Source organism: Rhizobium sp. BK212 (assembly GCF_014197475.1).
In the GTDB taxonomy this organism is placed as follows: domain Bacteria; phylum Pseudomonadota; class Alphaproteobacteria; order Rhizobiales; family Rhizobiaceae; genus Rhizobium; species Rhizobium anhuiense.
In genome coordinates, this window is record NZ_JACIFS010000008.1 from 1 (window position 1) to 23,130 (window position 23,130).

19 protein-coding genes and 2 pseudogenes are annotated in these 23,130 nt (G+C 55.6%); 19 read left to right on the forward strand and 2 right to left on the reverse strand.

Annotated features, from left to right (window positions below; genetic code table 11):
• Positions 1-325: 325 nt before the first annotated feature.
• From FHT79_RS23005 to FHT79_RS23045, 9 genes are all read left to right on the forward strand, one after another.
• Complete coding sequence (locus FHT79_RS23005) at positions 326-1,363, forward strand: 4-hydroxy-2-oxovalerate aldolase (protein WP_183904192.1); 1,038 nt, start codon at positions 326-328, stop codon at positions 1,361-1,363.
• Between the two features lie 7 nt (positions 1,364-1,370).
• Positions 1,371-2,798 (forward strand): fatty acid--CoA ligase family protein, encoded by a 1,428-nt coding sequence (locus FHT79_RS23010; protein ID WP_183904193.1) that lies wholly within the window; start codon positions 1,371-1,373, stop codon positions 2,796-2,798.
• A 1-nt stretch (position 2,799) separates the two neighbouring features.
• Positions 2,800-3,582, forward strand: a complete 783-nt coding sequence (locus FHT79_RS23015) for a hypothetical protein (protein ID WP_183904194.1) — start codon at positions 2,800-2,802, stop codon at positions 3,580-3,582.
• 14 nt (positions 3,583-3,596) lie between these two features.
• Positions 3,597-4,235: a cyclase family protein gene (locus FHT79_RS23020; protein ID WP_280952049.1), complete on the forward strand. Its 639-nt coding sequence runs from the start codon at positions 3,597-3,599 to the stop codon at positions 4,233-4,235.
• A 14-nt stretch (positions 4,236-4,249) separates the two neighbouring features.
• Complete coding sequence (locus FHT79_RS23025; RefSeq protein WP_047613696.1) at positions 4,250-4,507, forward strand: phosphopantetheine-binding protein; 258 nt, start codon at positions 4,250-4,252, stop codon at positions 4,505-4,507.
• The gene (locus FHT79_RS23030) at positions 4,504-5,289 is read left to right on the forward strand and encodes an AAC(3) family N-acetyltransferase (protein WP_183904195.1); all 786 of its coding nucleotides are present in this window, start codon (positions 4,504-4,506) and stop codon (positions 5,287-5,289) included. Before FHT79_RS23025 ends, FHT79_RS23030 begins: the two co-directional genes overlap by 4 nt.
• Before the next feature lie 79 nt (positions 5,290-5,368).
• Complete coding sequence (locus FHT79_RS23035; RefSeq protein WP_183904196.1) at positions 5,369-6,061, forward strand: class I SAM-dependent methyltransferase; 693 nt, start codon at positions 5,369-5,371, stop codon at positions 6,059-6,061.
• 270 nt (positions 6,062-6,331) lie between these two features.
• Positions 6,332-7,897 carry a hypothetical protein gene (locus FHT79_RS23040; RefSeq protein ID WP_183904197.1) on the forward strand — a complete coding sequence of 522 codons (1,566 nt, stop codon included), beginning with the start codon at positions 6,332-6,334 and terminating at the stop codon, positions 7,895-7,897.
• Positions 7,898-7,959: 62 nt separating this feature from the next.
• Complete coding sequence (locus FHT79_RS23045; RefSeq protein ID WP_210304385.1) at positions 7,960-9,330, forward strand: DUF4910 domain-containing protein; 1,371 nt, start codon at positions 7,960-7,962, stop codon at positions 9,328-9,330.
• 7 nt (positions 9,331-9,337) lie between these two features.
• On the opposite strand, the pseudogene FHT79_RS32215 reads toward FHT79_RS23045, so the two are convergent.
• Positions 9,338-9,508: pseudogene (locus FHT79_RS32215) on the reverse strand (IS3 family transposase); the annotation flags it as partial.
• A gap of 215 nt (positions 9,509-9,723) precedes the next feature.
• On the opposite strand from FHT79_RS32215, the gene FHT79_RS23050 reads away from it, so the two are divergent.
• The 3 genes from FHT79_RS23050 (at position 9,724) to FHT79_RS23060 (ending at position 14,144) form a co-directional block, all read left to right on the forward strand.
• Positions 9,724-12,483, forward strand: a complete 2,760-nt coding sequence (locus FHT79_RS23050; RefSeq protein ID WP_183904198.1) for a glycosyltransferase — start codon at positions 9,724-9,726, stop codon at positions 12,481-12,483.
• 83 nt (positions 12,484-12,566) lie between these two features.
• The gene (locus FHT79_RS23055) at positions 12,567-13,388 is read left to right on the forward strand and encodes an ABC transporter permease (RefSeq protein WP_183904199.1); all 822 of its coding nucleotides are present in this window, start codon (positions 12,567-12,569) and stop codon (positions 13,386-13,388) included.
• A 3-nt stretch (positions 13,389-13,391) separates the two neighbouring features.
• Positions 13,392-14,144: an ABC transporter ATP-binding protein gene (locus tag FHT79_RS23060; protein WP_047613705.1), complete on the forward strand. Its 753-nt coding sequence runs from the start codon at positions 13,392-13,394 to the stop codon at positions 14,142-14,144.
• A 26-nt stretch (positions 14,145-14,170) separates the two neighbouring features.
• On the opposite strand, the pseudogene FHT79_RS23065 reads toward FHT79_RS23060, so the two are convergent.
• Positions 14,171-14,478: pseudogene (locus tag FHT79_RS23065) on the reverse strand (IS5/IS1182 family transposase); the annotation flags it as partial.
• A 116-nt stretch (positions 14,479-14,594) separates the two neighbouring features.
• On the opposite strand from FHT79_RS23065, the gene FHT79_RS23070 reads away from it, so the two are divergent.
• Genes FHT79_RS23070 through FHT79_RS23100 form a run of 7 tightly spaced genes read left to right on the forward strand, consistent with a single transcriptional unit; the run spans position 14,595 to position 23,124 of the window.
• Complete coding sequence (locus FHT79_RS23070; protein WP_183904200.1) at positions 14,595-16,055, forward strand: UbiA family prenyltransferase; 1,461 nt, start codon at positions 14,595-14,597, stop codon at positions 16,053-16,055.
• Positions 16,052-17,386: an FAD-binding oxidoreductase gene (locus FHT79_RS23075; RefSeq protein ID WP_183904201.1), complete on the forward strand. Its 1,335-nt coding sequence runs from the start codon at positions 16,052-16,054 to the stop codon at positions 17,384-17,386. The genes FHT79_RS23070 and FHT79_RS23075 overlap by 4 nt, the downstream gene beginning before the upstream one ends.
• A 10-nt stretch (positions 17,387-17,396) precedes the next feature.
• On the forward strand, positions 17,397-18,134 hold the full coding sequence (locus FHT79_RS23080; protein ID WP_210304387.1) for an SDR family NAD(P)-dependent oxidoreductase: 738 nt from the start codon (positions 17,397-17,399) through the stop codon (positions 18,132-18,134).
• Positions 18,134-19,066, forward strand: a complete 933-nt coding sequence (locus tag FHT79_RS23085; RefSeq protein ID WP_183904203.1) for an NAD-dependent epimerase/dehydratase family protein — start codon at positions 18,134-18,136, stop codon at positions 19,064-19,066. The genes FHT79_RS23080 and FHT79_RS23085 overlap by 1 nt, the downstream gene beginning before the upstream one ends.
• A 10-nt stretch (positions 19,067-19,076) precedes the next feature.
• A complete protein-coding gene (locus FHT79_RS23090) occupies positions 19,077-20,357 on the forward strand; it encodes an NAD(P)/FAD-dependent oxidoreductase (RefSeq protein WP_183904204.1) in 1,281 nt (426 codons plus the stop codon).
• Positions 20,354-20,776, forward strand: a complete 423-nt coding sequence (locus tag FHT79_RS23095; protein WP_245458324.1) for a GtrA family protein — start codon at positions 20,354-20,356, stop codon at positions 20,774-20,776. Before FHT79_RS23090 ends, FHT79_RS23095 begins: the two co-directional genes overlap by 4 nt.
• The gene (locus FHT79_RS23100) at positions 20,773-23,124 is read left to right on the forward strand and encodes a hypothetical protein (protein ID WP_183904205.1); all 2,352 of its coding nucleotides are present in this window, start codon (positions 20,773-20,775) and stop codon (positions 23,122-23,124) included. Before FHT79_RS23095 ends, FHT79_RS23100 begins: the two co-directional genes overlap by 4 nt.
• The last annotated feature ends 6 nt before the right edge of the window (positions 23,125-23,130 follow it).

Genomic DNA, 23,130 nt, shown 5'->3' on the forward strand with positions numbered 1-23,130 from the left:
GGCGCGGACTTCAGGTGAAAATTTGTTTGTTGTCTTGCTCATATCGGCTCCACTTTCTCAGAAGTTGGAGCCTCCGGCAAACCCGGTGCGGTTCACACACATCCCTTGTTGAGTGTTAGAGGACTATTCAAATGCCGATTGTGCTGATGAAAGGCTCTTCGGCGGGCTTGGCCGAGCGCGCTCATAACCGCAAGAATTCGGCTCGGACGACCCAAAGAAAGGGGACGCCCCACTGTTAAATGCTTGATCCCGTCAATACTAAGGACGTATGTAATGGCTCCAAAGCTGTCCAAGCCGCTGGCATCGGCTGTCTGAGAAGGCCTCAATGAAATTACTGGATACAACCCTGCGTGATGGCTCGTATGTGATCAATTTCGGTTTTGATCGCAAGCAGACGGCGGACATATGTCTGGAACTTGATGAAGCAGGTGTTGACTTTATCGAAGTTGGACATGGTGTTGGTCTCAATGCCTCTAATAGGGGGCAAGGTGAAGCCAGGGAGACCGATGAGGCCTATATGGCGGCTGCATCTGGAGCGGTAAGAGACGCTAAATGGGGGATGTTTGCGATCCCTGGCATATGCGATCTTGAACACCTTGATGCCTGTATTGATTTTAAAATGGGATTCTTGCGTTTTGGCGTCTCAATAGATGCCTATAAAAAGGCGGTCCCTTTTATCGAAAAAGCCAAGGCAGCCGGTATTATCGCCTGCGTCAACTTTATGAAGTCCTATTCAAGGCCGCCAATTGTCTTCGAAGAGGCTGCGCGCTATGTCGTTGCTGCGGGAGCAGACTATGTCTATATCGTTGATTCCGCAGGCAGTATGGTTCCAAAAACCGTCCGGCAGTACTGTGAGCGGATTAAGGATTTGCCATTCGGCTTCCACGGCCACAACAATTTAGGCTTGGCGGTGGCAAATGCGCTGGAAGCCGAAGCCTGCGGCGCCGCATTGGTCGACACGTCGCTACAGGGAATGGGCCGCTGCACTGGAAACACGATGACAGAGCATTTCGTGGCCCTGATGCATCGTGAAGGTAAATTGGTAAATCTCAATCTCATGCGCCTGCTTGATGCGGCGGAAGAGCATGTGCGGCCGCTTTTAAATCAAGTGGGTCATGACAGCGTCGATCTGGTGTGCGGTTATTCCGGATTTCATTCGAGTTATATGCACGTGATTAGACGCTATGCTCTCAAATATGACGTGGATCCGCGTCTCCTGATCATCGCGGTCTGCCAGGAGAGTCAGTCGGATGCGCCCGATGCTCTGGTGGAGCAAAAGGCCCTGGAATTGAAGGGTCATAGCGCGACGAAACATCACTTTACTCTCAGCCAGTATTACGGGCGCGAACAGGAAAATCTCTGAGCCGGCAATGTCGAAACTGATAGACCGCTATTTCGAGCGCTTTCGCGAGCTGGAATATCCAATCCTCATCGATATTGCTGGCGATCGGCGACGTGAAGTCGCGGGGACAGAACTCGTTCCGATATTGGATCGGTTGGCATCGCTGTTGGGGCAAATGGGTATCCACCCCGGAGATCGTGTCGTCGCCGTAGTGGATAACACTCTTCAAGCAGCCTTGCTGCTGCTGGCTGCGATGCGTCACGGCATTACGCTGTGCATGCAGCCGGCCGATGCAAGCCCTGCCGAGGTCGAGAAGGCGGCCCGCCTGGTTGGGGCGAAATTCACAGTGAATGCCACGGGAAAGACCGTATGCAACACCGAGTCCTGGTGCCTGGATGATTTGCCGGCGGTCGAGAAAGTGCCAGCGGATGTTAGACCCGGGACCCCTCTCACAGTCACATTCACCAGTGGATCGACCGGCGCACCCAAGGGAATCGTTCATGCCGCCGAGAGTTTCCTCGCTTGCGCGGACGCCTTCAACAGGCAGACCAGCATTACGAATATCGATCGCTTCTTGAATGTCATGCCCATGTATTACATGGCAGGAATATTCAATGGCATTCTTGCACCGCTTCAAGCTGGCGCGGCTGTTGTAATCGATTCCGCATTTTCGACAGGGACTGCCCTTAAATTTTGGCGAGTCGTGGCGGAAAACGAAGTATCGGCTTTATGGCTCTCTCCGACCATGTTGTCGCTGGCGACAAAGTTGGATCGTGGAGACAAGCAGCTTCCCAAAGCATTCCGGAGGCTTTTCGTCGGGACGGGCGCGATGCTCAAGTCCGACGCCGAGACATTTGAAGCAACTTACGGACTGGCTCCGCTTCAATCCTATGGGCTCTCGGAGCTTCTGTATGTTTCGGTCGACGACGCAGAATCGCCGTGCTTCGGGACTGTCGGTTGCCCTCTGGAGGGCGTTGAAATTGCGACCGGCGATTCTGGAACCCTTGTCATCACAACGCCCTACGCATTCTTGGGCTACCTCGAAGATGGCAGCGTCAGAACTCCGCAACAACCGTTCGTGACAAGCGACATCGCCAGCTATGACGACAACCGCCTTTCGATCCTTGGACGCAGCGACGATGTGATATTGCGGGGCGGCGTCAATGTGAATCCTTTTGAGGCAGAAGCTTATCTAGCGCCTCTCTTTGGTCAGCGATCTTTCTGCTTGATCGGACTGGCCGACGCGATACTCGGTCAGAAAGTCATTCTCGTCTTGGAGGAGGGACAGCGGCCGCAAGGGGCAGATATTCTTATCAAAGCCCAGAGGCTGATGCGTGAAAAAGGCGGTAGGGTACAAATAGACGGCGTCGCCTATGTCGCGACCTTTCCGATAGGGCCAACGGGAAAGATTCGACGAAAGGACCTCCGGGAGATGCTTGCCGGGGAAACGATTTGAGATGCTTATCCTGGGCCTTAGCCACATCGCACTGAATACCCCGGATATTGAGCGTTCCACCTCGCGTCTTGCCATGCTCGGATATACGACGCGATTTGACGAACCCGATCTCGAAAACCACCCGACCAAGTCCGCGCTCCTCGATCGTTACCAGCGAAGGCATCATATCCGCTCACTTGGCGCTCCGGGCGGGATGAGCATTGAACTTCTGGACCATGGGCACACAGGGGAAATGCAATCAGCAGACCTCATTCCGGTTTTTCAGTCCCCTGAGCCTCTTGCCGGATGGCAAACCCTTAGCCCTGACTGCTTACCGCTGACCGAGGAGGCCTGGGAGCGACTAGAGGTGATGCTGAATGCTCCGCTTAAAGTCTTTTATGATCCAGAGCTGATGCTGATATTCGTCTGGTTCAGTGCGAGCGGAGCATCCGGCCTTTTCGCATGTCTTATGCCGAGCCTCAATGTTGATGCGTCAAAGGAGCTTCTTTCGTCGCTGCGATTTCGTCCCGACGCGGCATCCGGCCTGTGGTCGTTGTTGAGTCCAATTCCAACCCTGCAGGCCAGGCTCTTGCCCATAGAGTACAGCGATCATCCGAACTGGATACTACGCTCACCTCTGGACGCGGCGGGCAGCCCGTGCATCGCGCTTGTCGCGCGGGGCTCCTCCACGCTACGGGGGGATAGTGAATCCTTTGCGCTTACGGTGAACAATAGATCATTGAAAATAATGCTTGTCCGGTCTGAGCATGGACCGGTTATTGAGTTGGTGGAGCCGATCACATGATTATTGACCTGACTATGACTCTGCGGGAGGGTATCATGACTTTTCCCGTACACTGGCATCCTGTTGTGGAAATTACCCAATTGGGACGTTTCGAAGTCGAAGGGCGGGAAACCCGCAAGATCGTTTTGGGCACGCACACCGGCACGCATGTCGATGCGCCCCGTCACTTTGTGCCCAAGGGTGAGACGATCGAAAATACCGACCTCGATATCTACTATGGCCCGGCTCGGGTGCTGGATTTCACTCATCTTCCTGACAAGACCGAAATCACCCGGGAAATGCTTGTTGAACGTATCGGACGGGATTTCCCATCGCGTATTCTGTTTCGCTATGATTGGGAACGGCGTCTCGATAGCCTGAAATATTACAGCGACCATCCCTATCTGAGCGAGGAGGCCTGCGAGTGGATAGTCGAAAACGGCATTCGTCTGGTGGGCTTCGACGCACCTATGCCCGATGACCCGCGCAACGGCCGCGGAAGCGACCGCGACTCTCCCAATCATACGATCCTGTTGGGAGCAGGAGTCGCCATTCTTGAATATCTCGTCAATTTGTCTCAAATTCCGACCAAGGACTTCATCTTATCGGCATTGCCGCTCAAGATTGAAGAAGGCGATGGCGCCCCCGTGCGCGCTATTGCCATTGTCGAATAGCAGGGGTTCCAACAGTGACGGATCTGACCGAATGGGCATGTGCCTTCGTTGAGCAAATCGATCCGAGCTTTTCGGGGCTCGGTAAAGAAGCAAAGCTCGGTGAAAATCTCTTTACCTCGGGGCGTCTCGATTCCATGGCGCTCATGAATTTACTACTCGAAGCGGAGGCGCAATTCGGCTTCACATTTACACCCGAGGCGTTTCAGGATCGACGCCTTCAAACCATTCGAGGTTTGGCCGAGGTCGTCGAGAGCTTGAAAAGCGCAGCATGATTACCAAGGGCGATATTATTGAGGCCCTGCGGTCTGCGGGGCTGACCGCAGGAATGACTGTTTTCAGCCATGCCAATATAGCGTTTTTCGGCCCGGTAGCCGGCGCCGCGAATATGTCCGAGCTTATCGATATCATGCTCGCCGCGTTTAAGTCCGTTCTTGGACCGGACGGGACCCTTGTTCTGCCTGTTTTTACCTATTCGTTCAGCTCCGACAAACAGGATGGCATTTTCGATCTTCAGAAGAGCGTTTCAACGACCTCCGGGCTGGGCAACTGGCTAATCGCAAATGGAATGGGGCGCCGTTCCGCCGACCCGATGCTTTCTGTTGTGGCTCTCGGTGGTTCAGCTGACAGTCTAACGCGCGATATTGACCCGATCTGCTTTGGTCCCCGCAGTATCTGGGCACGGCTGTACGAGGCCGATGCGACTATATGCAATCTGAATCTCGATAGCGGCTCTACCTATCTGCATTGGGTGGAACGCGAATTAGGCGTCGCCTACCGCTCGGATATCCCGATGGTGGGAACGATTATCGACCATGGTAGGCCGCGCGCTGCGAAAATCGTCTACACTGGCCGCTCACTTGCCGATCCAAATGCCGTTCCAAAATTTGAACATTATCACAATGCATCGGTCGCCGCCGGCCTGTCAAAGATAGTGCCGCTTGGACGCGGACAGATTGTTGCGCAATCATGCCGGAAGGCACGCGATTTTCTCGGCGAGTTGCTCGAGAGGAATCCTTATGTATTGACCGCTCGGCACGAGAAGCTGGTCGTTTGAAAATTATGGCGTCGATGCTGGGCACGTGAGGCCGCAGCGACGGGTCGGTCGCACGAGATTCATATGAATGGGGGTTGGAATGGGCTATGATTCAAAAAAGGCCTGGGGTGAGCTTTATTCGGGCGATAGTCCGATCGCTTACCCCGCGGAAGGCGTGATAAGGATATTCAAGGGGAAGTTTCCTGCGCTGACGATGCCGCGCGATCACGCAAACCTTTCCATTTTGGATATGGGCTGCGGCGACGGCAGACATCTGCCATTCCTAAGCGGACTAGGCTTCAATGTCTGCGCAGTCGAGGTCAGCGAGACAATTTGCAGTACGCTACGCAGACGGATGGAAGCCTACGACGTGAAAGTAGACATCCGCGCCGGTCATGCGGGTTCCCTGCCATACGAGGATTCGTTTTTCGACCGTCTCCTGACATGGAACAGCTGCTACTACATGTCATTGAGCGGCCCGCGGTTTGGTGCTCACGTCGCGGAAATGGCCAGGGTCTTAAAACCCGGAGGCTGGATCGTTGCTTCTCTTCCAAAGAAAACCAACTTCATTTTTCAAGATTCGAAGGCAAGTGACGCAACCGGCTATCGAATCATTGCGAACGACTATTTCGGCCTGCGCGATGGCGAAATCATGCGCTGTATCAAAGACCGTGCCGATCTGGTCGAGTCTTTTGAGCCGAAATTCGAAAACTTCTGCCATGCTGATCTCGACATGGAGTGGTTTGGATTGCCCTATCATTGGCACGTCTTTTGTGCGCAGCGAAAGGTTTGATCTAGCCTAATGAGAAAAGTCGACCAGGAGACGATTAGTCGGTGCCATTGGCAACGTGGGCTTTTGCAAAAATTGCGACGCCGGGCCACTGTTCCGTTGAGGAAGATGAGAACCGGTTTAGCTAGGATAGCTGACTTTTTCCGACGTAGAAACTTTGATCGTCTTCTAAAGAATACGTCTTTTTCGGATATTATAATTGTAAATGATGCGCAACTATATGAGCGATCGCTAAACTGGTCTGTGGTTCTGGATAGGAAAGCTATCGATGCATTGAACGACGACGGCGACTACGCTCTTGGCGCCTTTGATCTTTCCGAATGTATACGGCTGTCACTGGCGTTATCGGGCAGGATATGTCGGCGTCTCGCTCGAGTAATGGCGCCAAATTCACCGACCGAGGCTGCGGCTCTGGAGGCTGCGTGGTTTTTTGCCGTTTGGACCGAGATCAGTGTTATCGTGCCGATGCGTCATCTGGCACGGTTTCTTCATAAGAAGTTTGGCGAGAGCCTTATTATTGTCCCCATCGACAGCGGGCAGGTAACGTGTCTCAACCACTGGGCATACAATGAACTTGAGCCCTTCATTTTGGTCGCGGAACTAAGGCGGCGCGGTGCTAGAAGTTTTCTGCTTGCAAGGTCTCAAGAGCTGTCGAACCGGTTTTCCGGCGGAAAAGGTGAACTGAATTTTGTCGCAAACTCTGCCTGGTGGCACTCGCGCGTGGACGCCAAAATCCCCACGACAACGTTCGAAAAGGTTTTCGAGCCGGATGGAATGCGTGATCCCCACAAGGTGCGTTCTACGATTGGGCGGGCTGCTCTCGTCGGGACCGTGCGTGACCCGGCATCGGCAGCGGCAGCCGATATCCACCTATGGAGCGAAGTTGATAACCCGCCTTCCATCAATGTGTCGTTCGATATTGTGTCAGCCTGCAAGGCATTTTCAATCTTCGCTCCCTCCAATCCACCTCCCAAACTCACCGATGCCTTTCTGACATTTGTGGGAGGGCTGTCGAAGGCGGCGTGGGAGAATGCCAATAAAGCCGTAGCTGCCTCCAAGGCCCGCGAGGCCCATGTCTGCGATCATTTATTTTTAGAAGGTGCGTTTATAAGCCACGCCGTGGCCGCCGCTGGCGGAGATATCCGTTTGTGGCCGCACTCTTCCAATGCTGGCCATGTTCCCTTTCAAAAACACGATGCATTAGCCAGTGTGACTGCTATTACGGCGAGCGCCAAGCGGATGTGGTCTAGAGCGCTCACCTCTGAAATCGTAAATATCGACTCGAGTTTCATGCTCTCTGAGGCCTCCAGCGCCCGCTCCTACGCGCTGGAAGAGCCCGTTCACATAGTGGTTTTTGCTGGCGCGCACCGGCTCAACCGAATGCCGACGCTGGATTGTCGTGCGCATAAGGCGGCGTTGCGGAAATTTTTCGGAGCGCTCGGCGAGTTGCCGGACAAATTTCAGGTTCTTGTTAAGCCGAAAGCCTACTGGGAAGAGGCCGACTGGCTTGAACAGTTTTTCCCGATCGGCCATCGTTTTCGCTTCACCGAGCAGACGACAAAGGAGCTGGATCTCCCAAACATGATATTCTCAACCGTCTCGCTGGGCTCGACCGCGCTCTTGGAGGGGATCGGGCGCGGCATCCCCGGCTTGATTGTTCGGGAGTTTCCTATTGTCGACTATACCGCCCTCGATGCTGAGTATTTGCAAGTCGGTGATACCGATTTTGTCATCGGGCAAATCAGGTCCTGCGCCGATCCGGCCTATTATCACATGTTGGCGGAGCAGCATCTTCGTTGGTACGAGACTGAGACGAGTTTTCCTCGTGGAAGCATTTGAGGATTCTTGGCGTGGCGACGTCTGCAGAGGACTACGTCAGGTTCTTGTTGGGGGAATGAGAAATGCGTGATGGCGTGCGTGGTGGTTGGCCTGAAAGGATAGCTGAACCAATGAATTCCGGTACAGCGCACGAATCGGGCCAAGCTGCCTACGATCTGGCTTGCGAGCTGTTTCCGATCAACCGGTCGATTACTGGACCCGGCGTGAGGCAAACGCTTGCGATATTGACGCGGGAAATGCCTGGGTTGACGACTCATTCCGTTCTTTCGGGCACCCAGGCCTTTGACTGGGTCGTACCGGATGAATGGGACGTTCGAGAAGCCTACATCGAAGATCCGGAAGGCAATCGTATCGTCGATTTCAAGGCCAACAATCTCCATCTGATGGGATATTCGGAGCCGGTAAACTGCGAATTGTCCTTGGACGATCTGCAAGCGCATCTTTATTCGCTTCCAGACCAGCCGGATGCAATACCCTATGTTACGTCCTATTACTCCCGCCGGTGGGGATTTTGCCTCAGTCATCATCAGCGCTTGTCGTTGAAACCTGGACAATATCGGGTTCGGATTGACTCTACGCTCGCGCCCGGCAACCTGAATTACGGCGAAATTCTCATCGCCGGTGATAGTGCGGAAGAAATTTTCCTATCCACCTATATTTGTCATCCCTCCATGGCAAACAATGAACTTTCTGGTCCAGTTGTTACAACCGAGATTGTCAAATGGCTAATCTCGCGAGATAGGCTTCCCTATTCATTTCGCGTCATATTCATCCCTGAAACGATTGGCTCTATTTGCTATCTCAGTCGCAATTTGGGGGTTATGAAAGAAAGAATGCGTGCGGGGTTCAACATCACCTGCGTGGGCGATGACCGCGCCTATTCCTTCCTGCCGTCGAGGGACGGCAATACGCTGGCAGATCGCGCGGTGCTCCATGCCTTAGAGCATGTCGCTGGCGAGTTTGAGCGCTATTCTTGGTGGGACCGCGGCAGCGACGAACGGCAATATTGCGCCCCCGGTATCGATTTGCCAGTTGCCTCAATTATGCGATCCAAATACGGCGTTTATCCGGAGTATCATACGTCGCTCGACAATCTGGATCTTATTTCACCGGCTGGCCTTGGTGGGGCTATTCGAGCCGTTCAGGGCGCAATTTTAGCGGTGGAACAGGACCGTCATTATAAGATCAATGTTCTCGGCGAGCCACAGCTTGGAAAGCGGGGCCTCTATCCCACCATTTCCACAAAGACTTCGGGCGCAACCGTCAGACTGATGATGAACGTTATCTCTCAGCTCGACGGCAGAACATCGCTTTTGGAGGTGTCGAATAGGATCGGCGTGGCGATTTGGGATATCTATCCCATCGTCCTGAAACTGGTTGAAGTTGGGCTTGTCGAGGACCTCTCGCTTCCTGCCCAGCCGTCAAATGCTTAAGGGTTAGGTAGGCGCACAGATCAAGGTCACGAGAGATGAATTCGCTACCATCTTCGACGCGGATCGCTGCCGGATAAGCGATCTGCCGGCACACCCGCTCCAGTGTCTGAACCATATCCTCGCCCCGATAGCTGAAGTGTGCGTCTGCCGCCGGAGAGAAGCGAGAGACCGTATCGACCGCTCTGGCGCGGCATATTCACGACAAATTCGGCAAGCGGATCATTGTCAACCCGATCCACCAGAAGTTGGTCCGCCACGAGGCCGGAACTGGATAATTCCGGTGGCAAAATCCTGTGGGAAGCCCTTTTGTCAAATACCCTATTTCCAACACAGCAATTATCGATAGAAGCTAAACTCAATAACGCAGTGTTCCAAATGCCGAGAGAGAGCTAAATGCTTGTATCCAAAAATTCGCTCGAACCTTCTCAGCACGTCAGAAAATCGGCCTGGCTCGAACATGCGCCTTTCGCCTTCTGGGTGATGCAGGAGCTGCGGCCTCGCACCGTGGTCGAACTCGGGACACATAACGGCTTTTCCTTTCTTTCATTCTGCCAGGCAGCCAAGGCGGGTGGGATCGACACAAGAATCTACGCCATAGATACGTGGCAAGGCGACGAGCATGCCGGTCTCTACGAGTCTGAAGTGCACGATTCACTCCGAGCCGAATTGCTCAAGGAATATCCAGGCTTCGGCACCATGGTGCGATCGACTTTTGCCGATGCGAGGCCTCAGTTCGCCGATGGATCCGTCGATCTTCTGCATATCGATGGGCGCCATCGCTATGAGGATGTGCTGGAAGACTTTCAAAGTTGGGAAAGCGCGCTATCCGACAGAGCGGTGGTCCTGTTTCATGATACGCGAGTAGAGACCGGCGACTTCGGTGTCTGGAAGTTTTGGGCGGAGATTTCGGCCGCGCATCCGAACTTCGAGTTTCATCACGGCAATGGTCTGGGCGTTCTCGTCGTGGGCAAGAACGCGCCGGAGGCGTTGAAGGCTCTCTGCGCTCTTACGCCGGAAGAACAAGCCGTCAACCGCATGCTCTACTCGAGGCTGGGCCTCGTCAATTCTCTTGATCACCAGATAGATGTGGCTCGTGAGCAGTTGGGAGTCATTGGGGAGCAGGCAAAGCTGCTGACGGCCGATCGCGACCGTATCGCCAATGCCTTCGAACAACATCGCCAGGCGATGGACATGATGCTGTCTTCGACGAGCTGGAAATTGACGGCTCCGCTCCGGTTGGCGAACCGCGCGGGTGCGCGTATTCCGCAGCTTGCCAGCATGATGCAGATGTTGGCCAAGAGACATGGCGGTTATGCGCGCCTTGCACAGAGATCGCTGAACATCCTGAGGCGGGATGGGTTGGCAGGCGGCAAAACAGCATGGGCGCGCGCCAAGGCATTGCGTCATGGAGGCAACCCGCTTTCCGGCAACGACTATGAGAGCTGGCTTAAGCGATATTCCGGCCTCGATGAGGTGGGACGCGAAAAAATTCGGTCCGAAATTGCGTCGTGGGAAAAACCGCCGCTGATTTCGGTGGTCATGCCGGTCTACAACCCTGAGGTCGATTGGCTGAAGGAAGCGATCGCGTCTGTGCAGGCGCAGCTCTATCCGTCCTGGGAGTTGTGCATCGCGGACGATCGGTCGACGTCCGAGCATGTACGCCCCCTTCTTGAAAAATTCGCCGCTGCTGATCCGCGCATAAAGGTTGTTTATCGCGCTACGAACGGGCATATATCCGAGGCCTCCAATTCCGCATTGAAACTCGCGTCCGGCAGCTGGATGGTTCTTCTCGATCAGGACGATCTTCTTACGGAAGATGCGCTGTATTATGTCGGTCGTGCCATCAGCCGTGAGCCAGACGTTGCGTTGATCTATTCCGACGAGGACAAGATCGAAAACGGCCGGCGTTATGATCCCTACTTCAAGCCGGACTGGAACCCAGATCTGTTGCGGTCGCACAACATGGTTTGCCATCTTGGCGCGTACCGGATGGATCATGTGCGGGCTATCGGCGGCTTTCGGAAGGGCTTTGAAGGCGCGCAGGATTACGATCTGGTGCTGCGCTTCTCTGAGCGCCTGCTGCCGGGGCAGATCTGCCATATCCCGCGGGTGCTGTACCACTGGCGAAGCCATTCCGGCAGCACGGCGCAAAGCGGCGGCAACAAAAATTATGCCGCCATCGCCGGTCAAACCGCCCTGAACGAACATCTGCATCGGACGGGGCTGGCTGGTCACATCGAAATATTGCCGACTGGAATGTACAGGGCGCGGTACGATTTGCCGCCCAATCCTCCGAAGGTAAGCCTGATCATTCCAACGCGAAACGGATTGCGGCTTCTGCGTCAGTGTGTCAGCTCCATTCTCGAGAAGACCACCTATCCCAATTTTGAGATCCTGATCGTCGATAACAATTCGGACGACCATGCGACGCTTCGCTATTTCGACGAAATTCGGTTGCACGAGCGGGTGAAAGTCGTTCGCGATGGACAGGCTTTCAATTATTCCGCAATCAACAACAAGGCCGTCAGTCTTGTCGACGGCGAATATGTGGGCCTCATCAATAACGATATCGAGGTCGTCTCTCCGGATTGGCTGAGCGAAATGGTGGCGATCGCCATGCAGCCGAAGGTCGGAGCGGTCGGCGCGCGGCTGTGGTATCCGGATGACCGGCTGCAACATGGCGGCATCATTCTCGGTATCGGCGGGGTGGCCGGTCATGCCCACAAGATGTTGAGACGCGGCGAACATGGCTATTTCTCGCGGGGCGAGCTCACGCAAACACTGAGCGCGGTAACGGCGGCATGTCTTGTCGTTAAAAAATCCACATACGAACTGGTCGGCGGCCTGGACGCGGAAAATCTCAAGGTCGCGTTTAATGATGTCGATTTCTGCCTGAAGCTCCGAGAGGCGGGCTTCCGGAATGTCTGGACGCCCTACGCTGAACTGCGCCATCACGAGTCGGCAACGCGCGGGGTAGAAGATACTGCCGAAAAGAAAGAGCGCTTCCAATCCGAGGTGCTTTTCATGCTCCGGCGCTGGGAGAAGGTGTTGATGGCGGATCCGGCTTACAACCCTAATCTGACGTTGGAATACGAAGATTTTTCACTTGCATGGCCTCCGCGAAACGATATTGATCCCACCTCGGCGTCCTGACATCCAGATGGACAAAAAATTGAAGTTTACGATTGCCATCGAGCGTTCACGGCGCCTGCGCCAGGAGACAACGATGGAACAGCATGATCGAGAAGAGCACGATGGCGACGCGAGCTAAAAGCAATACCATGCGTGCGCTGGATGATATCCGTGGTGGGTTCGACCAGCGTGAACTATGGCTTTACCTGGGCTGGCGAGAGATAAAGTCGCAATACAGCCGCTCCATCATAGGTCCGTTGTGGCTCACACTTTCCATGGGAATGATGGTTCTTGGTCTCGGTGTGCTTTATTCCCAGATATTGAAGATCGATGTCGCGAATTACCTGCCCAGGCTTGCGATAGGTCTCATCGTCTGGGGCCTGATAAACGGAATTATCATCGGGGCATGCAGGATATTCGCCGTTGCCGGTGGAGCCATGCGGCAGATCAAGATGCCGGTCAGCATGTTTATCTTTCAGTTCATCTGGAGTCAGCTTCTTGTTTTTGTGCATAACTTTCTAATATATATAATTATCGCTATTGTATTTCTGATGAATCCGGGCTGGAATGTCCTTCTGTTCTTTCCGGCGCTCTTTCTTGTTGTCTTAAGTGGATTTTTTATATCGATGATACTCGGTCCGCTATGCGCGCGGTTTCGCGACGTGCCGATGATCATTGGAAGCGTTATGCAAATCGTTTTCTTCATGACTCCAATCATCTGGAGTGCCGACCAGATGCCAAGCCGCGCATGGGTCCTGACCGCAAATCCCTTCTATCATTTTATCGAAATCATCCGGGATCCGTTGCTCGGAAAAACGGGCACTCTACTCAACTGGACGGCGAGTGTTGGCATTACGATTGCCCTTGGCGTGATCGCTACGGTCTTTTTCGCCCGTTACCGCGCACGCGTCGTCTATTGGAGCTGATCCTTGGCTAAAATTTCTCTGAAGGATGTCGTGGTCGACATTCCGATCTACGGCGCCAGCCATCGTTCTTTGAAGAACAGTATTCTCGCTTCAGCCACAGGCGGACAGATAAAGCCCCGTGAAGGCACTGGCTCGGTCGTCATTCGGGCGATCGAAGGTCTGACTTTGGATATCGAACATGGCACGCGCCTTGGCCTGCTCGGCCACAACGGCGCAGGCAAATCGACAATCCTGCGGGTGATGGCCGGCATTTACGAACCGTCGATCGGAACGGCGGAGATCGACGGCGAAGTCGCATCAATGTTCGACATCGGCTTCGGTATGGATGCCGAGTCAAGTGGCTGGGAAAACATCATTCTGCGGGGAATGTATCTCGGATACAGCCGCAAGGAGATCGAGGCCCGCGCAGAAGAGATCGGTGCTTTGACGGGGCTGGGCGAATTTCTCGATATGCCGCTTCGCACTTACAGCGCCGGCATGTCGACAAGGCTTGCCTTCGCGATCTCGACATCGATCAAGCCGGAGATACTGCTTATCGATGAGGGTATCGGCGCAGGCGACGCGGCATTCCTTGCCCAGGCGCAGGAACGGATGCGCACCTTCATTTCCAACGCCGGAATTCTGGTGATGGCGTCTCACTCGAACGATCTGTTACGGGCATGGTGTAAGGAGGGCCTCTGGATGGAGCACGGTCGCATGCGGATGCGTGGCCCTATCGACGATGTCCTTGCAGCTTACACCAAGTCGCTCGGATAGGTGCAACCAGCGAGTTACTCGATGATCTGGCCGGCGGTCAGTACGAGACCAACAGGACATCCAAGGCCACGTGCGGCCATCTGGATTTTGGTGGTCAAGCCGTCGTGAGAACGGCCAAGGGCCTGATCTTTAGCCCTTTTTCTCGTCGGAAGCGTGCTGGTGGGCGCGAATGATGGTGCTATCGACGATCAGCTATTCGAAATCACTGTCGTCCGATATCGCCTCATGGAAATGCCACCAGACACCCTTTTGGCTCCACTGGCTTTAGCGACGAAACATGCTGTTCCATGTCGCCGAACAATTCGCTTCGGTTGGGCGCTGCAGATCGCCACAACCCGATTGGTGTGTTATTGGACCCCCGTGACAGATCCCAGGCCAGAATCATTGTTGATATTGGGTCTTGGGATTCCGTATAGCGAATGGTCGGCAGAAAAATAGACTTAGGTGGTCATGGAGACTTCAAATCAGTTGTTTGACGGTTGTCTGAACCCAGAACCGAAATTGCCTATCATTGTGGATCTGGATGGTACGCTGATCCTGTCGGACACCTTGCATGAGTCCGCTGCGGTTGCGCTTTTCCGTAAACCGCTGGTTCTGTTTCACGCGCTGAGACAGCTTGTGAACGGCCGCCATGCACTGAAGGCTGCGCTCGCGAAAGAAGTCGACTTGACCCACGAGGTGTTACCGCTTCGGGAGGATCTCGTCGAATGGTTGCGCAGCAAGGCAGAAGAGGGGCATGAACTCCATCTTTGCTCGGCCGCGAATCAATCCGTGGTAGACGCGGTCGCAAAAAGAGTCGGCATATTCGCCTCGGCCGTCGGTTCTTCAAGCTCAAATCTGAAAGGCAAGGCCAAGGCGCTGTATCTCGAAGGTCGCTTTCCTGACGGCTTCATCTATGTCGGTGACCATGCGGCGGACCTGCCTGTCTGGCAGGCGTCAAAGGGCGTCGTGCCCGCCGGCGTCAGTCAAAGTGTGGCGCGGGAGCTCAAGCGGCGCAACCTGCCGGTGATCGCCGAATTTCATTCGCCGTCACTGAAGTTCAGGGAGTTCTTGAAGGCCATCCGCGTTCATCATTGGACCAAGAACGTTCTGCTCTTTGTTCCACTGATTCTGGCCCATGAATGGACCAACCTCTTACTCATTCTGCAAACCGTCTCAGCATTCGCCTGTCTCCTGGCGGTCACCTCTGCCACCTATTTGCTCAACGACATTGCCGACCTCAATACGGATCGCCAGCATTGGTCGAAACGCTACAGGGCCTTGGCCAGCGGCAAACTGTCCATCCGGGCCGGTTTCATGCTTGCGGGTGGGCTGCTGGTAGGCGGTTTCTTTTTCGCGGCCTTGCTGTCCCCGCAATTCACGCTCGCCCTCCTTGCGTATCTGGTGATAACGGGAGCGTATTCGCTGGGATTGAAGCGGGTTCCTCTGCTCGACACCCTTATTATCGGCATACTTTTCACGACACGCCTCATCATGGGGACGGTCTTGCTCGAGAGTTCGAAGCCGGCATGGCTGCTAACCTTTGCCGTGTTCCTGTTCTTTTCGCTGGCCGTGGCAAAACGTCATACGGAAATTGTGCGGGCAGCGACCAGCGGGTCCCTGAGTCTCAAGAGTCGCGGGTACGAAATCGAGGACGCGCCTTTGACGCTTTCGCTCGGTATCGGCACCGCTCTGGCGTCGCTCGTCGTCCTGATGATCTTCGTCTTGCAGGAAATGTTGCCTGGCAAAGCCTATTCCTCTCCGCATTTCCTGGGTGGAATTCCTATCATGCTGTCGATTTGGCTTGGCAGAATCTGGCTTCTGGCACACCGGGGGAAGATGAACGACGACCCGGTCAGCTTTGCCATTCGAGACCGTATCAGCGCTGGTCTCGGCGTCGTGGTGGCGATCTTGTTCCTGGCCGCACTATGACCAGATTCGAGCCGGCCGATGTCCGTTCGTGGGGTAATGTGCTGCAGGCGAAACACCATGCAGCTTTTCCTGCCTGGCGAGACCAGCTTGCCCGCATCGTGCTGTCCGGCCGCCAGGAAGGGCGAACGCTTTTGGCGACGGGCCTGCGCCGCTCCTATGGTGACAGTGGCCTCAATCCCGAAGGCGGATTGATTGATATGACCGGTCTCGACCGGATCATTGACTTTGATCGAGAGCGCCGCCTTGTTCGGGTGGAAGCAGGCTTGTCGTTCGACGCCTTGCTCGGGGTCATCGTCCGCCAGGGATTCTTTCTACCTGTGACACCCGGCACGCGTTTCGTGACGATGGGCGGCGCCGTCGCAAACGATGTTCACGGCAAGAACCATCATATCAACGGCACCATCGGACGCTGGGTCCGCAGGATCGGGTTGATGCGCTCCAACGGCGAGGAACTTGAGCTAACGCTCGAAAGCGATCCCCAGCTGTTTTCTGCGACGATCGGCGGCCTGGGGCTGACCGGTGCAATAACCTGGGTTGAACTGGAAGTCCTGCCGATCGAGAGCGCGGTCATGGATGCCGAAAACATTCCCTTTGACAATCTCGACATGTTCTTCTCTCTGGCAGCCGAGAGCGACAACGCGTTCGACTACACGGTCTCCTGGATCGATTGCCTCGCAAAAGGCGCATCCCTGGGTCGCGGAATTTTCACGCGTGGCAACCACGCAAAGACCGGCTCTCGCCTGCCGGGCCGCGGGAACACCAAGTTCACGATGCCGCTCAGCCTTCCCAGCCTCTGCATGAACCGTTATTCGATCAGCGCTTTCAATTCGCTGTATTTCTGGAACGGCAAGCGAAAGGCCGGGAAGCAGAACATACCGATATATCAGTTCTTCTATCCGCTCGATTCCATCGGGCGTTGGAACCGGATGTATGGCAGCAAGGGAATGTATCAGTTTCAGTCGGTGGTACCGCCGGCCGTCGAGAAAGACGCTACGAAAGAAATGCTAAAGACCATCTCCGCCAGCGGGCAGGGGTCGTTTCTAGCCGTTCTCAAGACATTCGGCGCGATTTCCTCGCCCGGAATGCTGTCTTTCCCGCGACCGGGAACGACATTGGCGCTGGATTTTCCAAATCATGGCGAGACCACCTCGAGGCTGATGGCTCGGCTCGATGATATCGTGCTGGAAGCGGGCGGTCGGCTCTACCCTGCCAAGGATGGCCGTATGCCGGCACGAATGTTCAAGGCCGGTTATCCGGCTTGGCAGGACTTCGCCAAATACGTAGATAGCGGGTTCAGTTCGCATTTCTGGAAGCGTGTATCGCAAGAGTAAGGGGGCTCCATTGCGGGTTATCATTTTAGGGGCCACCTCGGCGATCGCCTCTGCGGCCGCGAGGCTTTATGCAGCAGAAGGCGCAAGCCTGCTGCTGGTCGGGCGGGACGAAAATCGTCTGGCGCAAGCTGCAGCGGATCTGAAGATGCGTGGCGCGGAGACCGCCGAAGTTGCCATCAGCGATCTCGGTGACCCGGCTGACGTCGAGAAGCGGCTGGGCGCATTCGTAAGGCAGCTTGGCGGCGTCGATCACGTTCTCCTGGCCTATGGCATCCTCGGCAATCAGGGCGAGGCCGAGCGCGATTTGACTGAGGCGGAAACGATCCTGCGGGTCAATTTCAACTCGGCTGCCGCGTGGTGCCTTGCGACGGCCAACATTATCGAGAAGCAGGGCCGCGGCACGCTCGCCGTCATCGGTTCGGTTGCAGGCGACAGGGGCCGCCGAGCCAACTTCATCTACGGGGCGTCGAAAGCTGGTCTGGAGGCGCTGGTTGTCGGCATAGCGCATCGTTTTGCCGATAAGGGGCCGCGGGCTGTGCTCATCAAACCCGGTCCGACGATGACACCGATGACCGAGGGCATGAACCGCAAGGGTGCGCTCTGGGCCAAGCCGGAACAAGTCGCGGCAATCGTTCATGCGCGTGCGTATCGAGGCGGCCCGGTGGCGTATGCTCCGGGCTTCTGGCGCTACATCATGTTGATCATTCGGAACCTTCCGAGCGCCATTTTCAACCGGATGGAAATTTGATGTCGAAGATAGTCATTACCGGAGCAGCCGGTCTGGTCGGTCAGAACGTCATTGCTCGATTGAAGAGCGAGCCCGGCCTGCAGATCGTGGGTATCGACAAACATCCGAGCAATACCGCGTTGCTTCGCCGGCTTCATCCCGAAATCGAGGTGATCGAAGCCGATCTTGCGGTGGACGGTCCATGGAAGGACGCTCTTGCCGACGCATCTGCCGTTCTGTTGAACCAGGCGCAGATCGGCGGCCTCGACGAGCAGGAATTTATCGACAACAACGTCGTGGCCACCGAGCAGATCGTCGCAGCTATGCGCAAGCACGGCGTCCCGTATTTCGTGCACATCTCGTCATCCGTGGTGCATTCCAAGGCCGAGGACTTCTATACAAGCTCCAAGACTGCGCAGGAACGTTTGATCGACACTGTAACCGATATCCCGCATGTTGTGTTGCGGCCGACATTGATGTTCGGGTGGTTCGATCGGAAGCATCTGGGCTGGCTTCGCCGCTTCATGGACCGCGTGCCTGTCTTTCCTATCCCCGGCGACGGAAAATTCATCCGCCAACCGCTGTATGTCGGCGATTTCGCAGCCATTATCATTTCGTCGCTGCGCAACAAGCCGGTCGGGAGCTTCGACATATCGGGGCTGGAGCAGATCTACTACGGCGACGTGATTCGAATGATTCATGACACCGTGAAGCCGAGAGCACGCATCATCAGGGTGCCCTACCGGCTGTTCTGGCTGTTGCTGTTCGTCTACGGCAAGTTCAGCAGCAAGCCTCCCTTTACGACCAGTCAGCTTGAGGCTCTCGTCATCCCTGAGACGTTTCCGGTCATCGATTGGCCGGGATTGTTCGATGTTTCACCGACGCCGCTGCGCGAAGCGATCCGCCAAAGCTACCTGGATCCGGTTTACAGCAGCATCGTATTGGAGTTTTAGGAGACGTGACATGAGCCGGGTTGTGGTTATAGGCGCTGGCGCCATGGGACTGGCGGCAGCGCACAGAGCTGTGAGTTTAGGTCACGACGTTGATCTCATCGAGGCGGATAGCGTCGCGGGTGGGATGGCGGCGCATTTCGATTTCGGCGGCGTGTCGATCGAGCGGTTCTACCACTTCGTATGCAAATCGGATGAACCGACGTTTGCCTTAATGAAGGAACTCGGTATCGGCGATCGCATGCGCTGGCGGCCGACATCGATGGGCTACTACATGAAGGGACAGATCCATTCCTGGGGGGATCCGATCAGTCTGTTGAAATTCCCGCATCTCAGCCTCATTGCCAAGATTCGCACCGGTCTGCAGATGTTCCTGACCACGAAGGCGAAGAGCTTCGCTTCTATCGAAAGCAAGACCGCCCGAGAGTGGCTGGAAGGCGGTTCGGGGCGGGAAGTGTACAACACGCTCTGGAAGCGCCTCATGGAACTGAAGTTCTATGAGCTCGCAAACGACGTATCCGCATCCTGGATTGCCACGCGGGTCCGGCGCATTGGCAATTCGCGGCGTTCCCTCTTTCAGGAGGAACTGGGTTACATCGAAGGCGGCAGCCAGACGCTCGTGGACGCCCTTGTTTCCGCCTACACGACGCAAGGCGGCCGTCTGCATCTCGGGATGCCCGTGGAGCGTATCGAGACCGAGGCAGGCAGGACGACGGGAGTGACGGCGGCGGGAAAATTCTTCCCCGCGGACGCCGTCATTTCGACTGTGCCGACACCTTATATCTCCACGCTTGTCCCGTCTCTGCCGGAAGCGTCGAAAGCGAAATACGACGCCATCCGAAACATCGGCGTCGTCTGCCTGCTGTTCAAACTGAAGAAATCCGTCAGCCGAAACTTCTGGATCAATATCGTCGATGAAAGCATCGAGATTCCGGGACTGATCGAGTTTTCCAACTTACGGCCGGTCGAGAGCACGATCGTCTATGTTCCCTATTATATGCCGACCAGCCAGGCGAAGTGGCAATGGAGCGATAGCCAGTTCGTTGAGGAGGCCTTTGGCTATCTGCGCAAGGTCAATCCAGCGATCACCCGGGACGATCTCATAGAGGCCAAGGTCGGGCGGCTGAAACACGCGCAGCCTGTCTGCGAACCAAACTTCCTCGACAAGCTGCCGCCGATCCAGACGCCGATCGCCGGCCTGCAGATTGCCGACACCTGTTATTACTATCCCGAGGATCGCGGGATTGCTGAAAGTGTCCGCTACGGCCGGAATATGGCGGAGGCATTGACTTGATAAGGGACGGGGTCGTCAGCCTTTTCTCGATGCCGTTCGTCCGATTTGCAGTATCAGGCGGGATCGCGGCGGCGGCCAACATTCTTTCACGGATCGCGCTGTCGACGATTATGGACTACACGCCGGCCATCGTGCTGGCATACCTGATCGGCATGTCGACAGCCTATGTGCTGATGAAGATATTCGTCTTCGAGAAGTCGGGGCGGCATGTCGGCCATGAATATATTCGGTTCGGCCTTGTCAATTTCGTGGCATTCGCGCAGGTCTGGCTTGTGAGCGTCGGACTTGTCCACTTCGTCGTTCCGCTTGTCGGGTTTAATTTCCATGCGGAAACAGTCGCTCACGTCATCGGCGTCCTGAGCCCGATAGCAACAAGTTACTTTCTCCATAAATACTTTACGTTCGGGAGCCATCGGTGATGTTGAAGACGTCTGCACCGGGAAAAACATGGTGGATCGCTGCAGTCGGTTTTCTGCTTCTGTTCGTCAGTCTTTATCTCAAGTTTCAGCCGCTCGCCCTTCATCCGGTGCGGTCAGGCCTTGACCCTTCGTGGCAGGCGGCTCTGGCTTACGGTGTCGAACATCACCTGTTGTTCGGCACAGATCTCGTCTTTACCGGTGGCCCTCTATCCAGCCTCTATACCCAGCAGTTCGAGCCCATAACCGCCTTCGCCGTGGCGATTATATCCCTTGGCATCGTCGCCTTCGTGGCTCTTGCGCTAGGCCTGCTTTTTTCCGCATCCGGCAACGTCCTCAGCATGATTTCAGGTTGGGTCCTGGTGTCTATCTGCATGATTTCCAAGGACACCCTGCTGCTGCTCGTGCCGCTTCTGGGCGCGCTATACGGGTTCGAGAATGACTCGAAACGGGGGCTGCCGGTAACGATTGCAGGCGCGTATCTATCGGGCATACTCGCGCTCGCCAAGTTTTCCACATTCCCGGTGTCCATACTGGCCATGCTGCTGCTTGACGTCGTGGCGGTGCGTCGCCGACGAGTTCCGCTGCATTTTCTGGTGATGGTGGCCGGGCTCTACACGGGCCTGTTTATCTCCGGCCAGCCTCTGGCGCAGTTGCCTGCGTTCCTGGTCGCGAGCCTGCAGGTTTCCGGGGGCTATTCCAGCGCAATGAGCCTGTCCGTCTTCGTGGCGGATCTTGCGATCTGGCTCGCAATCGCGGCGGTGTTCATCGTGGTCCTTCTTCGTGATGCCGCATCGCGGGCTGGCAGCATACCTTACGACATCCTCATCGCCCGACCTCTCGTCATTGCCGGCTTTCTTTTCATTGCCTTCAAGGCTGGGCTTGTTCGCCATGATCTCCATACGCTTATCTCCTGGAGCGCGTTGGCGATGGTGATTACGGCGGTCGGATTTTCAGCATCCTACGTAGGGACGCGATGGAAAAAGCTCCTGATCCCGATGGCCTGCGTCTGCATTATGCCGAGCTATGCCGCCCTTTATGTCGCCTATAAGATGTTGCCTTCAGAAAATATTCGGACACTGCCGCAACAGATATCCGAAGGCTTGGTTCGAGGACGCGAGTTTCTGTTTCAGCCAACCGTTTGGCTTGATAAGCTTAAAGGCGAGAATGCCGCCTCTCTGGCTGCCATTCGCCAAAAAACGCCGCTGCCGGCGTTGAACGGTTCCGTTGATATCATCCAGTCAGAGCAATCGGATGTCATCGGGAATGGCCTCGACTACCGTCCTCGTCCGACTGTGCAGGAATATACCTCCTACACGCCAGAACTGATTGAGCGCGTTCGAGCCTTTTATGACGGCCCTGAAGCACCGGAATACCTGATCATGGCCCCAGGCTCGATCGACGGGCGGCATCCGGCTTCCGCCGAGGGAGCGCTGTGGCCGCTATTTTTTGCCAGATATGAGCCTTTTATCGAAACCGATCGGCAGATCATATTGCGGAAGCGTCCGACCGCGGTATCGGGCGTGAAAAAGCAGGATATCGAAGTTCAGACGGAACTCGGCCAGGACGTTCAGCTGCCGAAAACAGACAACCCGATCATGATCGCAGTCGACATGCGGCCGACCCTTCTCGGGCGCCTGGCGGAGCTGATCTACCGACCGCCGATGTCTGAGATATCCGTCAATTATTCCGATGGATCGACCGGCGTCTACCGGCTGATACCCGGGATGGCAGGCGATGGTTTTCTTGTTTCACCGCTGGTTGTCGACCCTGTCGCATACTTGAAGGTTTCTTCCGGGCACTCGGATTACCCGGATCTCAGGCACGCGCAGTCGGTCAAAATCAAGTCGGGGGTCCGGCATGGTCTTTTCTATCAATCGGCGATTACGGTGACTTTTACCGAGCTCGACAAGGATGTCCTCAGAAAGGCTTCCGGCGGACCGATCATCGAAAACGCCCTGCTGCGCGATGAAAAAATTCTCCCGCTTTTACGCGCGAATGCGCTGAATGGGGCGACTGTTTCTCGGGTGCCCGAGGGACTGCTGGCCCATGCGCCGGCTGTACTGCGTCTACCGGTGACGCCCTCATCAAAGCTATCGCTCTCGTTCGGCATACGGCCTGGCGGCTGGCAAGATGGCGGTCACACGGATGGCGTATGTTTCTTCGCCAGAAATGGAAAACAGGCCCTAGCACAAAGATGTCTCGATCCAGCCGCTGTAGAGGCGGATCGCGGCGAGCAGACAGAGAGTTTCGCCGTACCGGCTGATGTTCACGAGATCACGCTTGAAACCGAGTGCAAGGCCGGATGTGCCTGGGATTGGAGTTACTGGAGCTCAGTCGCTGAAGAATAGGGTAGT

Coding starts and splice junctions, on each gene's coding strand:
- FHT79_RS23005 (WP_183904192.1), top strand. CDS start 326: ATGAAATTACTGGATACAACCCTGCGTGATGGCTCGTATGTGATCAAT.
- FHT79_RS23010 (WP_183904193.1), top strand. CDS start 1,371: ATGTCGAAACTGATAGACCGCTATTTCGAGCGCTTTCGCGAGCTGGAA.
- FHT79_RS23015 (WP_183904194.1), top strand. CDS start 2,800: ATGCTTATCCTGGGCCTTAGCCACATCGCACTGAATACCCCGGATATT.
- FHT79_RS23020 (WP_280952049.1), top strand. CDS start 3,597: ATGACTCTGCGGGAGGGTATCATGACTTTTCCCGTACACTGGCATCCT.
- FHT79_RS23030 (WP_183904195.1), top strand. CDS start 4,504: ATGATTACCAAGGGCGATATTATTGAGGCCCTGCGGTCTGCGGGGCTG.
- FHT79_RS23035 (WP_183904196.1), top strand. CDS start 5,369: ATGGGCTATGATTCAAAAAAGGCCTGGGGTGAGCTTTATTCGGGCGAT.
- FHT79_RS23045 (WP_210304385.1), top strand. CDS start 7,960: ATGCGTGATGGCGTGCGTGGTGGTTGGCCTGAAAGGATAGCTGAACCA.
- FHT79_RS23050 (WP_183904198.1), top strand. CDS start 9,724: ATGCTTGTATCCAAAAATTCGCTCGAACCTTCTCAGCACGTCAGAAAA.
- FHT79_RS23055 (WP_183904199.1), top strand. CDS start 12,567: ATGATCGAGAAGAGCACGATGGCGACGCGAGCTAAAAGCAATACCATG.
- FHT79_RS23070 (WP_183904200.1), top strand. CDS start 14,595: ATGGAGACTTCAAATCAGTTGTTTGACGGTTGTCTGAACCCAGAACCG.
- FHT79_RS23075 (WP_183904201.1), top strand. CDS start 16,052: ATGACCAGATTCGAGCCGGCCGATGTCCGTTCGTGGGGTAATGTGCTG.
- FHT79_RS23085 (WP_183904203.1), top strand. CDS start 18,134: ATGTCGAAGATAGTCATTACCGGAGCAGCCGGTCTGGTCGGTCAGAAC.
- FHT79_RS23090 (WP_183904204.1), top strand. CDS start 19,077: ATGAGCCGGGTTGTGGTTATAGGCGCTGGCGCCATGGGACTGGCGGCA.